General features: G+C 63.7%; 15 protein-coding genes. 1 reads left to right on the forward strand and 14 read right to left on the reverse strand.

Annotated elements, in window-relative coordinates; translation table 11 throughout:
* Positions 1–29: 29 nt before the first annotated feature.
* The 4 genes from QMZ05_RS12455 to QMZ05_RS12470 are packed head-to-tail and all read right to left on the reverse strand — an operon-like array spanning position 30 to position 1,763.
* Positions 30–281, reverse strand: a complete 252-nt coding sequence (locus tag QMZ05_RS12455) for a hypothetical protein (RefSeq protein WP_353701004.1) — start codon at positions 279–281, stop codon at positions 30–32.
* Positions 282–308: 27 nt separating this feature from the next.
* Entirely contained in the window at positions 309–476 is a 168-nt protein-coding gene (locus QMZ05_RS12460; protein ID WP_353701005.1) for a hypothetical protein, read from the reverse strand.
* Positions 457–972 carry a hypothetical protein gene (locus QMZ05_RS12465; RefSeq protein ID WP_353701006.1) on the reverse strand — a complete coding sequence of 172 codons (516 nt, stop codon included), beginning with the start codon at positions 970–972 and terminating at the stop codon, positions 457–459. Before QMZ05_RS12465 ends, QMZ05_RS12460 begins: the two co-directional genes overlap by 20 nt.
* Positions 969–1,763, reverse strand: coding sequence for a M15 family metallopeptidase (locus tag QMZ05_RS12470; protein ID WP_353701007.1), 795 nt, complete (start codon positions 1,761–1,763; stop codon positions 969–971). The genes QMZ05_RS12465 and QMZ05_RS12470 overlap by 4 nt, the downstream gene beginning before the upstream one ends.
* Before the next feature lie 177 nt (positions 1,764–1,940).
* On the opposite strand from QMZ05_RS12470, the gene QMZ05_RS12475 reads away from it, so the two are divergent.
* Positions 1,941–2,537: a pilus assembly protein N-terminal domain-containing protein gene (locus QMZ05_RS12475; RefSeq protein ID WP_353701008.1), complete on the forward strand. Its 597-nt coding sequence runs from the start codon at positions 1,941–1,943 to the stop codon at positions 2,535–2,537.
* 12 nt (positions 2,538–2,549) lie between these two features.
* Here the strand turns inward: QMZ05_RS12475 and QMZ05_RS12480 are convergent, their stop codons facing one another.
* The 10 genes from QMZ05_RS12480 to QMZ05_RS12525 all read right to left on the reverse strand — a co-directional run bounded on the left by QMZ05_RS12480 (position 2,550) and on the right by QMZ05_RS12525 (position 13,558).
* Positions 2,550–3,284: a hypothetical protein gene (locus QMZ05_RS12480; protein ID WP_353701009.1), complete on the reverse strand. Its 735-nt coding sequence runs from the start codon at positions 3,282–3,284 to the stop codon at positions 2,550–2,552.
* Positions 3,284–3,994, reverse strand: coding sequence for a hypothetical protein (locus QMZ05_RS12485; protein WP_353701010.1), 711 nt, complete (start codon positions 3,992–3,994; stop codon positions 3,284–3,286). The genes QMZ05_RS12480 and QMZ05_RS12485 overlap by 1 nt, the downstream gene beginning before the upstream one ends.
* A 9-nt stretch (positions 3,995–4,003) precedes the next feature.
* Positions 4,004–5,365 (reverse strand): hypothetical protein, encoded by a 1,362-nt coding sequence (locus tag QMZ05_RS12490; RefSeq protein WP_353701011.1) that lies wholly within the window; start codon positions 5,363–5,365, stop codon positions 4,004–4,006.
* 13 nt (positions 5,366–5,378) lie between these two features.
* Positions 5,379–6,959: a cadherin repeat domain-containing protein gene (locus QMZ05_RS12495; protein WP_353701012.1), complete on the reverse strand. Its 1,581-nt coding sequence runs from the start codon at positions 6,957–6,959 to the stop codon at positions 5,379–5,381.
* Entirely contained in the window at positions 6,959–8,167 is a 1,209-nt protein-coding gene (locus tag QMZ05_RS12500; RefSeq protein WP_353701013.1) for a DUF2163 domain-containing protein, read from the reverse strand. Before QMZ05_RS12500 ends, QMZ05_RS12495 begins: the two co-directional genes overlap by 1 nt.
* A gap of 4 nt (positions 8,168–8,171) precedes the next feature.
* Complete coding sequence (locus tag QMZ05_RS12505; RefSeq protein ID WP_353701014.1) at positions 8,172–8,825, reverse strand: DUF2460 domain-containing protein; 654 nt, start codon at positions 8,823–8,825, stop codon at positions 8,172–8,174.
* 6 nt (positions 8,826–8,831) lie between these two features.
* Positions 8,832–12,179 carry a phage tail length tape measure family protein gene (locus QMZ05_RS12510; protein ID WP_353701015.1) on the reverse strand — a complete coding sequence of 1,116 codons (3,348 nt, stop codon included), beginning with the start codon at positions 12,177–12,179 and terminating at the stop codon, positions 8,832–8,834.
* On the reverse strand, positions 12,176–12,799 hold the full coding sequence (locus QMZ05_RS12515) for a hypothetical protein (protein WP_353701016.1): 624 nt from the start codon (positions 12,797–12,799) through the stop codon (positions 12,176–12,178). Before QMZ05_RS12515 ends, QMZ05_RS12510 begins: the two co-directional genes overlap by 4 nt.
* The gene (locus tag QMZ05_RS12520) at positions 12,789–13,013 is read right to left on the reverse strand and encodes a hypothetical protein (protein WP_353701017.1); all 225 of its coding nucleotides are present in this window, start codon (positions 13,011–13,013) and stop codon (positions 12,789–12,791) included. Before QMZ05_RS12520 ends, QMZ05_RS12515 begins: the two co-directional genes overlap by 11 nt.
* 98 nt (positions 13,014–13,111) lie before the next feature.
* Positions 13,112–13,558: a hypothetical protein gene (locus QMZ05_RS12525; RefSeq protein WP_353701018.1), complete on the reverse strand. Its 447-nt coding sequence runs from the start codon at positions 13,556–13,558 to the stop codon at positions 13,112–13,114.
* Positions 13,559–13,577 lie beyond the last annotated feature (19 nt).

Genomic DNA, 13,577 nt, shown 5'->3' on the forward strand with positions numbered 1-13,577 from the left:
CTCTGGGATAAATGCCGGGACGGCGTGGGCTATTCGTCGTCGTGATTGCCGTTCGTTTCGTCGGCATCCTTGACGCCGAGCTTCATGTTGATCTTGGCGAACCGCACCAGATTTTGCCGATGCCTACGCTCGTCCTGCTTCTCATGCGAATCGAGCTGCTCGCGGCTGTTCTGCGCGATCTCCGTGAACTTGCCGCGCAGCCACCAACCGAGCGCGACGACGGCGGACGGACCGCCTGCCAATTTGATGATCTCAACGAGGTCTTCCGAACCAGCCGCCATTTCCACTTTTCCTTTTCAGTGCAGATTTCAGGGTTTCGCCAGCCGCTCGCGCTGATGCGCCTGGCACGTCCGCGTGGCATCGATGTTGTCGTTGGCCTCGCCGAGAGCGACGCGGTATTCGCCGACGGCAAGCTTGGGATCGGTCCGCTCAGTGATACGGCCGTCGTCGAGCGGATCAGCGACGTTCGCCGCCAAATGCTCGCATTCGCGCGAGAGCTGAACGGTTGCGGACGGGCTCGGAGCGTCGCGGGGCAAGCTTCCGCAGCCGCTCAAGATCGTCAGGAGTAAAGGCGCAAGCCTTCGCCGGATCGTCGCCATACTTCTTGCGGAAATCATCGAGCTCTCCCTTGGCCTGCGCGGCCTTTTCATCTGCCTCTTGCTTCAACCGCTCGGCATCCTCGGCGGTCGCCGTCTGCTGCTCGAGCTGCTGCTCGTGCCAGGCGAGATCATTCTTCAATCGTCGTGTCTCGGCGCGCTCGTCGGCGATCCGGTAGCCGATGAACAGCATCAGGGCCGCCGCGGCCGCGACGTGGATCAACGCGGCCGCACGCGTGAATGGCTCGAGCGAGGGAAACAGCCGCTCGACGATCGCCGGCACATGCGCGATCAGGAACGCCAGGGCGGCGATGGCGGCGAGAACGCCGAGCGAGATAGTCGACGTCGCCATGTCCCAGAACAGGTCGGTGATCATGCGACGTGCTTCCGCACCCAGGCGCGGACCGGGTCGGCGCCGAAGAACCAGATGATGAAGCCGACCGTGCAGACCACGCTGACGAAGATGAAGACGAACAGCGCCACTGCGATCTGCCAGTCGGTCAGCGCGCCGATCCCGGTGAAGCCAAAGGTCGACGCGCCGGCGACCACCCAGTTGCGCAGCCGGCCGAAAAAGCCCCGACGCGAGGACGGCGCCGGCGCGTCGCCGCCCTGCTGCTGATCGTCGTCCGCGCCGGCGTCGCTGTCGGCGTCGGCCTGCGGGCTATCCATCAACGTTGCCGGCCGCGCCACAGCCTCGCGCGAGCAGAACTCGAAATGCATGGGGTCGGTACGCCCCTTGTAGTCGCCACCCCACAGCGCGCCCTGCGCCTTGAAGCAGTCGACCACCGCCTGCGGCATGGTGCCGTGGCCGGTATTGAAGCCATTGGCCTCGGCGTTGAGATCGATCGCCGCGCCGTAGGCGTGGTTCGACCAGCGGGTCGCCGAGCCGCGGATCAGGCGATGATTGTACGCACCGGAGAATTTCGAGATGCCGGCGCGATCGACCGCCGCCTGGTTGCGGCCATAGTGCTCCCAGACCGCATCCAGCGCGGCCTTGAGCGCATCCGCCGCCTTGCGGTGAAACATGATGTAGGGGATCGGCTTGCCCTCATAGGTCATCCGGAACGGCGGCACGACCTTGACGAGCTGGCGGCCGGGTTCGCCCTTGGCCGGGTCGCCATAGAACGCAGCAAGTGAAGCGGGATCGTCGTGAGGCCAGCGAGACATATTGTGATGCTCCAATGGAAAATTGCGCGGCGAGCCGAATGCCGGCCGCGCGGGGAAGTTGCGAAATCCTTAAGGTTGCTGAACGGGTTAACTACATGTCCCGGCAGACTACGGGTCGGGCTTGCACGGCCGGGTTGTGCCGGGATAGGCTGGGCGATATTTCAGGGGAGCAATTTTATGAAACGCTTTGCTTGCTTCGTTGCCGCTGTCTTGCTGTCCAGCACCGCTCTCGCCCAGCCACAGTCTCAATCCCAGACGCCGGCCCGCACGCCCGACCAGGGTCCGGTCAAGGCGGAGGAGTTCTCACCGGTCCAGACGATCGAAGTCGGCATCGGTCAGGCCAAGCTGATCAGGCTCAATCGCTTGATCGGCGACGTTCAGACCAGCGTGAATAACGTCGTCAGGACGTCGGTCATGGGCGACAAGTATATGGTTTCCGTGACCGGAGTGTCCCCCGGCGCAACAGACGTCGTGATCGTGAACCAGTACAGCGAGGTCATCTACATTGCGCGGGTGAACGTGTCGGGCGGCCTCCAGTCCGACGACGATCCGCCGCACATCGTACGAACCTATGGTTGGACGCCTACCGACAAGAAGAACGGCGGCAACTCCCTCGTCAACATTGTCAACGGTGACGCGAAGGGCGGCGGCAACAACAACGACGCTCCGGATTTTGTCGAGCGCTACTGCAGCGCCTCGGGATGCAGCCTGCCGCTGAGCCGTGGCACTCAGGGCGCCGGACTGGATGCGGCAAATCCGATAAAGGAACGGTGAGCCAGGCCGGGTTCATGTCAACGTGAACCTGACCTGACCGCGAGCACTGCTGCCGCCATTCGCAGCCCAAGAGCCGCCGCCACCGCCGCCCGGCGCCGTCCCGGCTACGCCATTGGGAGAGGCGGAGCCATCACCGCCGGCGCCGCCATCCGGCGAGCCGGCTGAGCCACCCGCGCCGGAACTGGTGCCACCATTGACTCCGTTTCCGCCATTGCCACCGGAGCCAGCACCGCCGCCGCCACCGCCGCCCTTGCTGTTCGCGCCATCACCGCTGGTGCCACCGGAATGGCTGGTGCCGAGCAAGCCCACGCCTCCCGCTTGCGTGCCCGTGCCGCCGCCATGACCGCCACTCGCCGCACAGCCGGTCGAAGATGATGTCGGCTGCGCATTGGTGCCATAGTTGACCCAGCTCGTTCCGCCGTTGGCGCCGTTGCCACTGTTGCCGGTCACACCGGGGGCGACGTTGTAATAGATGATGCCGCCGGCAGAGACGGCGATCGGTGCTGGTGGCGTATCATAGCCGCCGCCGCCGCCGCCTGGCGCCGTCGAGCTGCCACCGCCGCCGCCGCTGGCGCCCGATCCCCACGACTCGGGCACCATGCTCGTGTAGCCCGCTGGAACGGTATAGTTTCCCGCTCCCGTCGTGGTGACGGTGACGACGATCGACGTCATGCCGCCACCGCCGGCCGCGGGCGATAACGCCGCAACTTGCGGGGCAATCAGGCCGTTTCGAGCCTGCGAAAGCATCAGGTGAATTTCCCGCAGCCGATGACCGACACGTTCGCTCCGGTCGTGACCTTCCAAGCGCCACTACCGGAGATCAGACCGAGCGGAATGAAGAACGAGACAAGGTTGGAAACGCTGGAGGATCCGCCGGTGAACACCGTGATCGACGATCCGCTGCCGTCCTTGATGCTGACCGCACCTGGCGACGTGGTCGCCGGCACGATCAGGAGGCCCTGCAGATAGTCGCCGGCCGCGCCGGTTGTGCCGAGAACCGTATCGGTCGCCGATGCCGCCACCGTCTTGTAGTTGCCGGCACCGAAAGACGTCAGAGCCGAATTATCGACCTTCAGCGCGCCGCCGGTCGTGACGGCCAGGTTATGCGCATTGGTGCCATCCGAGCCTTGAACCACGAGACCTTTTGCTGGAACTGCAGAGCCCGTTGTACCGTCAGCATTCGTGGCGACCGTCCACGTTCCTGACTGCGTGACTGCGAGCGCGCTCGCGAGCGCGGCAGCGACCGCCTGGATCGATTTGCTGATCTGCTTCCAAATCGATATCGCTGAGACGGGCGTCGCGTCGGTTTGCGTCGCCGCGATGTCTGCCGTGGTGCCGAGGATTTCATGCTCGGTGCTATCGAACAGGATATGCGCAGGCGCCTTGCCATTGGCGCCGTAGTCCTTTGCCTTGAACGTCGCGCCCGACGGAATCGGCGTGGTTACGTTATCGACCATGATGCTCCCCTACGGGACTGGTGTGAATGCGGTGAAAGTGCCGGTCTTGACGAAATTGCCGGCGGTGCCTCGGTTGACGCCGCTCGACCAATCTCCGGCAGTCTGAAAAAAGACTTCTGGCCGCTTGCCCATCGCCGCGATCGCGAGCGAAGGGTCGACGGGCTTGCCGGTCGCGCTGATGAATGAGCGGCGCTTGCTCTCGATGCCCGTGTCGATCGTCTTGCCGGTGTAGACCTGCACATCGACCAGGATGATGTCCTGGATGATGTTCTCGTATGCGCCCGGCGCCGGGATTCCGATCGACGCGGTTCCTGCGGGAATTACTGAAGGCCCGACCGAGTACGACGGCTCACCGACGCTGATGGTATTCGTGATGGTGTACGGTTGAGGGTCCGAGGCGCCGGGGAAGTTTTCCAGGTGCGCCGTGCCGCCGGTAAGGTTCTGCTTGACCGCTACACTGGTCGCTTCAGACGTAAGAACGATATTCCGATCACTGGCGCCAGCGGGCCAGTATTGGGAAAGGTCGCTCCCGGTCAAATTCCCATCGTCGAGGGCGACCCATATCCTGGGCGCGCTGACGGTGCCGGCATTGATGTTCTGCGGCGGATCGGTCGGCGCGCCGCTCTCGTTAGTGGTGGATCTCGTTCCATTGGTTTTACATGCAATCGAAAGATCAAACGAGACCAAAGCGTGGTGCCAGACGTCACCTGTGATCGTCGGCGTGGTCAACGCGTCATAAGCGGCCGTGACGTATCCCACCATCGACGCATCCGTCATGGTCTGCGTGCGGGTGACGTTGGGAATGGCGGCGTGCGGGACGAAGTGAAACCCGCTCACATCCGTTACCGTGGTCGGGTTGTAATTATATGTGTCCGTCGACGTGTAGCCCGTCATGTCGTAGGCGAACCACGCGATCGTCGGCTTTTCGTCTGTCTCCAGGTGCACGCGAAGCCGCGGAGTACCACTCCTGCAGTCGAGACCGATGTACGAAGGATCCGAATTGCCAGGGCTACCGTTCGTGACAGTTCTGGTTTGCACCTGATTGATCGTAACCGGGGAGCCGGACGCCTCGGTGTAGCCAGTGACCGGATTGCTCGAGGTATCCGGAACCATGTGATGATCTTGATATGAGCCGACGATACTGGCGCCGGGATCACCGATCGTTGCAGGGCGACCGGGGTTGACGTTCTGATATTCCCCGCGCTTGCCGAACACGATCAGCGGAATGATTCCGCTCATGGGAACACCGACATCATCGGCGTCAAAGAAGGCCTTCGCAGCTGATATCGACGCCGCCGGCACACGGAAAAAGACCGAGATGACTCCTTGCGAAAACGCCGCAATGCCCTCGGACCGCTCCTGATAACCCATTTGCCAGTAATCCCTATGCAATCAGCAGCAGGAAGGTGTCATCGTCGATGCTCGACCCGGCCGACGCGCTGGTGACGTTGACGGTGATGACCTGCGTGTCGAACAGCCCGCTGCCGGTCACCTTGACGATGACCACATAGCCGTTGTCGCCGTCCGCATCGGTCGGGGTGCTGAAGGACGGCGCCGAGATGAATGCCAGAACGCCGGTCGTCGCGTTGATCGTGAACTTGCTGGCGTCAGCGCCGCCGACGATCGAGAACGCCCCGGTCGCGTCGGCGCCGGTTGCGGTCACTGTCGTCACCGCCGTCGTGCCTTCGACGATGGAGATCGTGGCCGTCACGCCACCGCCGTCCGACGTGATGTCGGGCCCGATCGCGAGCATCGACAATTCGATTCGCTCGGCGGTGATGTCCGAGGTCCAGTCGGCCGCATTGCGCGCGACGGTCAGAATCCGCGCCGACGGGAAAGAGACCGTCGGATCGACATCCGGGAAGATGATATCGCCCAGCTGCAGCCCCCTCATCCACGGCATCACCTTGCAGGCGAACCGGTCGCGGCCGATATCGTCGATCAACAGCGACTTCGAGATGGCCGCCCTGGCATCGACGGTCGCCATGCCGATCGACAGATCAAAATTCTCCGTGGTCTCCGACGTGGTCAGCGCGATCGGAAAGCGGTCCCTCGACGCGCTGACCGTCGCAAAGTCGTTGTCGACGTCAGTTCCGATGAACCCCAGCGTGCGCACCGCCGGCAGCATCAGCGGACTGACCTGCGAGAACTGGATCGTGTCCTCGACAATATCGGCCCGCGTTAAATGGATCGGCGTCGTGGTTGCGGCAGTCTCAAAAATGCGCAGCTTGTCGCTCGGAACCACGTTCCAGTTGCGCCCGATGGTCTTCTGGATGTCCTGCACGTACCGGATGAAGGTGGTCTGCTGCGCGACGATCCAGAACGGGTCGTGGCCTGAGACCGCGAATTCGTACTCGCTGGGAGCGAACCTGGAATACTGCGCGAGCTTCGCCAGGCCGTCGTTACGGGTCAGATAGTCCGACTCATAAACATAGATCGAGACGAACGGAATCGTGTTGGCGAAGACGCTGAGCGGAATCTTTTTCAGTTCTACGCCAATGTGAGAGCGATACGGGACGGCGTGATCGCCGAACTTCGCGATGCTGCTGGCGAGCGGCGTTTGCGTCTCGGTCCCGTAGAGAAAATTGATCTCCATCGAAGCGAACGCCGTCCCGATGAAGCCACCTGCTAGTGTCCACGACTTGGTACCGTTCAGGTTGAGGTACGGAATCGAGCGCGTTGCCGTCGGCGTCGCCGCGACTGCGCAGGCGACCACCATGTCGCAATAGCCTGCGCCACTGACCGTGTAGAGGAACGGCCCTTCGATGATCCGGCAGCCCATCAGCGCCTGGCCGCCGACAAAGATCGGGATGTCCTTGCCGATCAGCTGGGCGGCGAACTGGGTGTCCGTCTGGGTGCCGGTTGCGACCGTTTTCGCGGAATCCGTCAACGTCGTCGTCGCCGGCGCGCTAGCTGCCGGCAGATACAGGTACTCTGCCCCCATGGCGGCGGAGAGGTCTGACATCAGCCCGCCCCTCCCGCGATCTCGACCGCATAAGCGACATAGCTGCCGCCGCCTCCGCCACCACCGCCACCGCCGATCGGCGTATCGATCGTGGTGCCCGGAACGTAGGTGGATGTCGCCGTCCGCGCGCCGGTGATGTGCGGAAAGCCGCGATAGTTGTTGGCGCCGCCGTCGGCGACCATGCCGATCGCCGCACCGTATTTGGCGACCGCCATGTCCAGCGTCTGGTCATAGTCGGGCGCGATCTCGCCCCAATCCCCGACTGACAGCAGGCCGCCGAACGGAACCACCATTTCGACTTGGCTGACGCCGTCCCACGCATCGATGTCCGACGCCCTGTTGGCGCAATAGCCCGATCGCATCACCAGCAGGCCGGGGGCAAACCACGTCGTCACGCCGCTTGCGCGCGGCTCGGTCACGCTGATGGTGATGTGCCTGGAGTCGATGATCGAGGCGACCTGGAACGCCCGCGCATAGGCGTTGCGCACCGTGAACGTCACGCCGCCGTCGGTGAACGTGGCGCCAGGCGTGACACTCGGCGAGGAAGGCGCGGCGGCGCCGGTGACCCCCGTCGTGACGGCGGTCGCCTCCCAGTAGACATTCCGATAATCGCTCGGATTGCCGGCTGAGCTGTAGCGGAAGCGCCGCCGGTCGCCGACCTCGAGCGCGGCGGACCGCGCGACGTCGGACAGATCCAGGCTGGTCGCATCGACCGTCGAAAAGGTCGGGATCTTGTTCCGTCGCGGATCGCCGAAATCGACGTTGTCCTCGACAGTGTACTGGCGAACGAAGACGTCGCGCCGCAGGGCGAACTTGTTCAGGATCTCGAACTGCGCGTTGCCGCCGAGATCGAACGTCACAGCACCTTTCAAGATCCCTGAAAATTCGTAATCCTTGGTGGTCGGCGCCTTGGCGTTGGTGGCCTCGATCAACACGTCGGCGCGCTCGAACAGCCGGTTCTCGATGTCGCGCCGGTTGAAGGGGCTCCCTGTCCTGGTCGCGACCTTGAACGATCCGGTCGGGAAGTCGCCCTTGTTGGTCGAGGTGCTGTCGCCGACCTCGAGGCCGGCCTGTGGCTGCCAGGTGATCCCGCCGATCGTGATCGGCCGCCCATAGTCGGTGACGCGGATGACCGCCCCCGATGTCTGCACGATCGTCAGCAGGAAGACCGGCCGCGCGTTCGGAAAGCTGAACGAATAGGTCTGCATGCGCTCAGATGATCTCTTCGATCTGCGCCGAGCGGACCTCGGTGTGGTCGATCTCGAGCATGGTGCGGCCGATGCTCTTCGAGGTGAACATCGCCGGAATGGCACGCTGATAGTCGGCCGTCATCACCGCGCCGTTCGCCGGCGCCGAGGCAAACGTGACAATGCCGGTTAGCGGGTCGACATTGGCGAGCGACGCCGAAACGCCCCCGACATAACCGACGACCGTGCCCAGAAGCGGATAATTGACGTCATAGGTGTCGGACGAGGCCGTGCCGCTCGGGCCGACGCTATAGGGCATCGAGACCGCGCGCTGCAGCTGGAAGGTCGTCGTCGCGCCATCGCCGAAGGCAAGCCCGGTCACGGTGTTGCGCAGCGCCTGTCCGGTGGACGTGCGCTCCACGGGCAGCGGCGAAATGAACAGGAAGCCGCGCGAGGTCCGGACGATCTCGAACAGGTTCATGATCACGTCAGACGAGACGCTCCAGCTCAGCTGCCAGCTGCGCTGCACCCGGTCCGAACGTTCCGTCGCATTGACGGTCCGGCTGTCCGACTTGAGCACCGAGGTGTCATCCTCGAGCGTCACGACGCCGCCCGACAGCACGTTCTGCTGCCTGCCGTCGAGATAGATCGGCAGGATGGTGATCGGTGAATAGACCATTTGCCCCTACCCCAGCGCTGCCGCAGCCTGGCCGAAGCCCTGCGCCCATTGCCGCTGGACACGCCGCGCCGAGCTCGTCGGCGCCGGCGGCAGTGTGATGTTCTGGACGATCGTGCGGCGGTTATCGGTGGAAGACGCCGACTGGCCGGCCGGCGTGACCGTGATGCGCTCGCCGCCATTCACCATGGCATGGAATGGAATCTGATCACCCGATGTCGGCCCCTGCGCGACGACGTCGAGGCCGGATGCCGCCTTGTAATAGCCGATCTGCAGCGCGCCACGACCATTGTAGAGCGGATTGAGCGAAGCAGTGTTGGCGCTGGTCGCGGAACTGTTCTGCTGGATCGCCTGCGTCAGTTGAGCTATCGCCTGGTCGCGTGCGATCGATTCGGGTCGACTATTCAGCCAAGCCAATTCTTCCTGCAGGTTCGCGTTCTTGACCGCGGTGTCGGTGGTCTGCGCGTTCTTGATGTCATAGAGCTGCTGGACCTGGCTGATGATGTCGGAGTCATTGATCGTGGTCGACTTGGACAAGCCCAGCTGGCCCGGCTGCATCTGATAGATGGCTTCGAGCTGGCCCGCCGGGTTGTTGGTGACGGTTCCGGCCGTGAGCTTCTGGATCGCGGCAAGCGTCGAATTGACCCCGAGGCCGTTGGCGAGAGCGGTGTTCGCCCGATCCGCCACGCCGGGCGGCGCCACCGACGCATCCTGCAGCTGTTTCTTCAACTGATACGGGATGGTTTCGACGCTCGCGCCGGTGATCCCTTCCTTGGTCTGGAAGAAGCCGAACGAATTGTCGCCGCCGGGCGTGATGTCGGCATATTGCGCGTCATGCGCTGCGCGTTGCGCGTTTTCCATCTGCTCAGCATATTGCTGCGCCGCCTTCGCCGACTGTAGCGCCGATGCCGTCAGTGTATTTTGCGCGATGATGGCAGCCTGCGTCGAATCGGCGCCCGCGTCGATCGCGTTGCGATAGGCGATCTGCGACCGGAGCGTCGCCTCGTCCGAGGTCCCCTGTGCCTGCAGGAGCGCGACCTGATCGCGCGAGGCCTGCACGGTCTTCTGCATCTGCTCATAGATGCGGGCCCGGGCGTCGGCCGCCTGCTGGGTGGCGACGGCTTCGGCGGTCTCCGCATCGACGCCATCTCGCAGCAGCTGGTTGTAGGTCGCACGCGACTGCGCCGCAATCTGCTCCTGCACGGTGCGCGCCGTTGCAACCGCGTAGGCGTCGCGAAGCGATGCGAGCTGTTCCTGTGCGCCCGACGTCGCCTGCGCCTGCGACGCCGCCAGATGGCTGGCCGCAAGCGCGGTCGCCTCGGTCTTGTCGTATCCCTGGTCGAGATAGTTCTTGTAATCGGCGGTATATTGCGCAGCCATCTTCGCCGCGCCGCCGACCGCCTGCAGCACGGGGAGCTGATTCTGCGCCTTTTCCAGCGAGAGCGCGGCCGACTGACCGACGTCGCCCCATTTTGCGCTGATATCGGCGACACGCTGGTTGTAGTTGACCGCCTGGTCCTTGGCGTCCTGAAGAGATGCGATCTGGTTCTTGATCGCGACCGAGGCTGCATCCGATCCGGCGACGTCGATGCCCTTGTCCTTGGCCGCCTGAAGCTTCTGCAGATCATCATTCAGGATGCGGATCTGCTCATCCTGCGGGACAATCGCCTGGACGACAGTTCGCGCCTCGGTCGACAGCTTGTTCAGTTCCGTCGTGGCGTGCGTGGCGTTGAACTGGTCGATTTTCTTCTGCAGATCGGCGATCTGCTTGTCGAGCTCGGCGAGCTGCTGCGACTTGCCGCCGGCAAGGGCATTTGTATTCAGCAGGCCGAAGCCGCCCGTGTTGGCCCCTACCAGGCTGGGCGACGATGCGATGGCGGCACGCTGGGCCTGCAGCGCAGCCAGCTGGTCCTGCGGCGTCGCCGGAGCTGGCCCTGTCTTGATGTACGCCATGGCACCGGACAGCGCCTGCCAGGCCTTGGTCAAGACGCCGACGCTCTCCGCTGCCCGCTCGTTGGCCGGCTTCATCGAGTCGATAATGATCTGGGTAGCCTTGGTGCGCTCGCCCTGGTTCTGCAACACGCCGATATAGTCGAGCGTGCTCGCGCTCAGCGACATGTAGGTCTTGTTGATTTCTTCGGCACCCTTGACCAGGTCGCCGCTCAACGCGCCAGCGAGTGTCTTGGTCGCAGTCGCGGCATCGGTGCCGGTCAGCACCGCGTAGCCGTGGATGGCTTCTCCAACTCCATGCAGACTCTGGACCGCGATGTTGCCGGTCTTGGTGAACTCGATCGCGGCATTCCGCGCGTCGCTGATCGACAGACCGGTCGCGGACGAATTGGTCTTGGCAAAATTGTTGATGTCGGCCGCGGTCGTTCCTGTCGCTGCACCGATTCCGGTGAGCGCCCGCGTCACCTGCCCGTTGGCTTCCGACCAGCTATTCCCGAGATACAGCGCGCCGGCACCCAATGCCGCAATACCACCGACGAGAAGCGCGGTCGGCGAAATCAGCCCGGCAAACACGCCGGCGGCCTCCTTGAACGCGCCGGTGAGGCCGCCCTCGCCCGTCGCGGCATAGGTCAGGTGGTTCATCTGGCCGGCCAGGGCCTGCGTCGGCGGAATGCCGAGCGCCAGCTGCTCGACCGTCGACCGGACGGCGTGCATCGCCGCCATCCCTTGCGTCGACAGCCCGGCATGCGAATGCGCGACATCGTCGACCGCCGTCTTGGCATTCTTGAGCGCGGCCACCTCGTCGACGAACGAGGATTTTGTCGCAGCACGCGCTATGGCGCCCTCGGCCTCGGTCAGCGCGCCGACCTTGACCGCCTGGTTGATCTCCGTCAGCGTCGCCTTGTACTGCTGGCCCGCGGCGAACAGCGGATTGTACTTCGCCCGGAGGTCGTCCAGCGCCTTGCCATAGGCGGTGACGTCGGCAGCCCGCGCCGCGCTATTGACGTCGCCCAGAATGCCCGTATTAGCATTGACGGTCTTCTGGACGGCAGCGACCTGCTCCATCGCCGTACGCTGCTTCTGCAGCGACTGGCTGACAGCGCCGTAACGGATCTCCGCTGCAGCCAGCACGGCATTGGCGCGGTCCTGCAGCTGCGGATTCTGTGCAACCGCCGTGTTAACCTGCTGCTGGACCTTCTGGAATTGAGAGAGCTGCCCGGCCGTGGTGCTGAAGCGGCGCTCGAGCGAGGAGAACTTGCTGTCGATAGACCCGGTCGACCGCTCCACATTCGCCGACGCGACCGTGACACCATCCATGGCCTTGGACAGGCCCTGGATCTCGCTGGTCGACTGCTCGACGCCCTGCGTCTCCGACTGGATGACGATTTTGTCGATGGTGTCGGTCACTTGAGGGTCACCACGATAGCCGGAACGCGATCATCCTGGCGCCGCGCGGCGCCGGAAGCGGATTTATAGGTGAAGCGGATCTTGGCGATGTTGCCGAACTGCCTGACGGCATCCTCGGCCGTGCGCTCATAGATCCGGTTCTGAACCTGGATGACGAAGTCGCGCCCCGACTCCGTCTTGCCGATCTCGATCTTGCGGGCGTAGGGCACGACGTTGATAAAGATGTACTCGCCGGCCAGCGGAGGCCGGGCCGGGTTGCTCTTGGTGCCGTCGGCATAGAGCGTGTGGCCCCGCTGATACTCGCCGCTGACGACCGGCGATCGCGCCACCAGCGTCGAGTAGATCCACAGCAGCACCTCGCCGACCAGGCGCCATTCGGCGATGATGATGCCGCGGTCCGGATTGACGCTGTCGAGCGGAGCGCCCTGCTTGCCATCGACAGTGACTGTCTTCGGCGGTGCCGAGCCGCCAAGCGCAGCTGCATTGATGGCGTCCGCGTCGTCGATCTGCGCCTGCGCGAAATCGGCGACGCGCTTGCTGCGCACGGCCGCGGACAAATTGCGGTCCAGGATGAGCTGGAAATTCCGCTCGTAGGACGTGATCCTGGTTCTAACCGCCATCTGTCTTCGGCTTTTCCGACATGATGTTGGAGTAGATGACGCCGAGCTTGCTCAGAGCCCGGGCCTCTTTCGGCAGAAGATCGCGCCTTGTTTGCCGCGACCAGGATTCGAGCTCGGTCCAGGGAATGACGGGGTAGGAGTAGCCATTGCCCGGGACGCCGCCCATGACTTCCCAGAACCAGTCGATCAGATATCTCAGATGATCGAAGATCACCGGGGGACGGTTCTCGATCTCTTCACGGACGTTGAGGCCGAGCGCCTCGAACTGCCGTTTTGCCGACGCGAGGTGCTCTTCCTGTGTCGCCCCGTCGCCTAGCTTCCTTCGGTTGCGGAACGACCATTCGGCGTATCCGAAGAGAGAGGCGGCTTCGGCCGCGTCAAAAAATTTACATTGTTGGCCGCCTTGGCCCAGGCCTGCGCCCACCAGTCGGTCGCATCGAGGGTGTAGAATTTGAACGCGTTCTCCCGCGTACAGGGGATGTCGAGCGCCTCGCCGGTGTTCGGGTTGACGAGATACCAGCCGGTCGTCACCGCCGCGAGCTTCTTGCAGTTCTTGAAGAACGGCGTTAGCGCGGCATGGGCAGGATCGACATTCGATCGCTCGGCCTGGTCGTAGTCGCGCCCCAGCTTGCTGTCGAGCGCGTGAAGCTCGATGTAGGACGCGTTGCCGGCCTTGTCCTTGATCGGCCCGACAATCGGGTCTACAAGCTCGACCCGCAGCGCAGCTCCGCTGCTCTCAAAGCCTTCAAACATTCCCATTGATCACCTCTGGCAGAAG

The organism is Bradyrhizobium sp. INPA03-11B (assembly GCF_040446015.1).
Classification (GTDB): domain Bacteria; phylum Pseudomonadota; class Alphaproteobacteria; order Rhizobiales; family Xanthobacteraceae; genus Bradyrhizobium; species Bradyrhizobium macuxiense_A.

Coding starts and splice junctions, on each gene's coding strand:
- QMZ05_RS12500 (WP_353701013.1), bottom strand. CDS start 8,167: ATGCAGACCTATTCGTTCAGCTTTCCGAACGCGCGGCCGGTCTTCCTG.
- QMZ05_RS12505 (WP_353701014.1), bottom strand. CDS start 8,825: ATGGTCTATTCACCGATCACCATCCTGCCGATCTATCTCGACGGCAGG.
- QMZ05_RS12485 (WP_353701010.1), bottom strand. CDS start 3,994: ATGGTCGATAACGTAACCACGCCGATTCCGTCGGGCGCGACGTTCAAG.
- QMZ05_RS12490 (WP_353701011.1), bottom strand. CDS start 5,365: ATGGGTTATCAGGAGCGGTCCGAGGGCATTGCGGCGTTTTCGCAAGGA.
- QMZ05_RS12470 (WP_353701007.1), bottom strand. CDS start 1,763: ATGTCTCGCTGGCCTCACGACGATCCCGCTTCACTTGCTGCGTTCTAT.
- QMZ05_RS12480 (WP_353701009.1), bottom strand. CDS start 3,284: ATGCTTTCGCAGGCTCGAAACGGCCTGATTGCCCCGCAAGTTGCGGCG.
- QMZ05_RS12465 (WP_353701006.1), bottom strand. CDS start 972: ATGATCACCGACCTGTTCTGGGACATGGCGACGTCGACTATCTCGCTC.
- QMZ05_RS12475 (WP_353701008.1), top strand. CDS start 1,941: ATGAAACGCTTTGCTTGCTTCGTTGCCGCTGTCTTGCTGTCCAGCACC.
- QMZ05_RS12525 (WP_353701018.1), bottom strand. CDS start 13,558: ATGGGAATGTTTGAAGGCTTTGAGAGCAGCGGAGCTGCGCTGCGGGTC.
- QMZ05_RS12455 (WP_353701004.1), bottom strand. CDS start 281: ATGGCGGCTGGTTCGGAAGACCTCGTTGAGATCATCAAATTGGCAGGC.
- QMZ05_RS12495 (WP_353701012.1), bottom strand. CDS start 6,959: ATGTCAGACCTCTCCGCCGCCATGGGGGCAGAGTACCTGTATCTGCCG.
- QMZ05_RS12515 (WP_353701016.1), bottom strand. CDS start 12,799: ATGGCGGTTAGAACCAGGATCACGTCCTACGAGCGGAATTTCCAGCTC.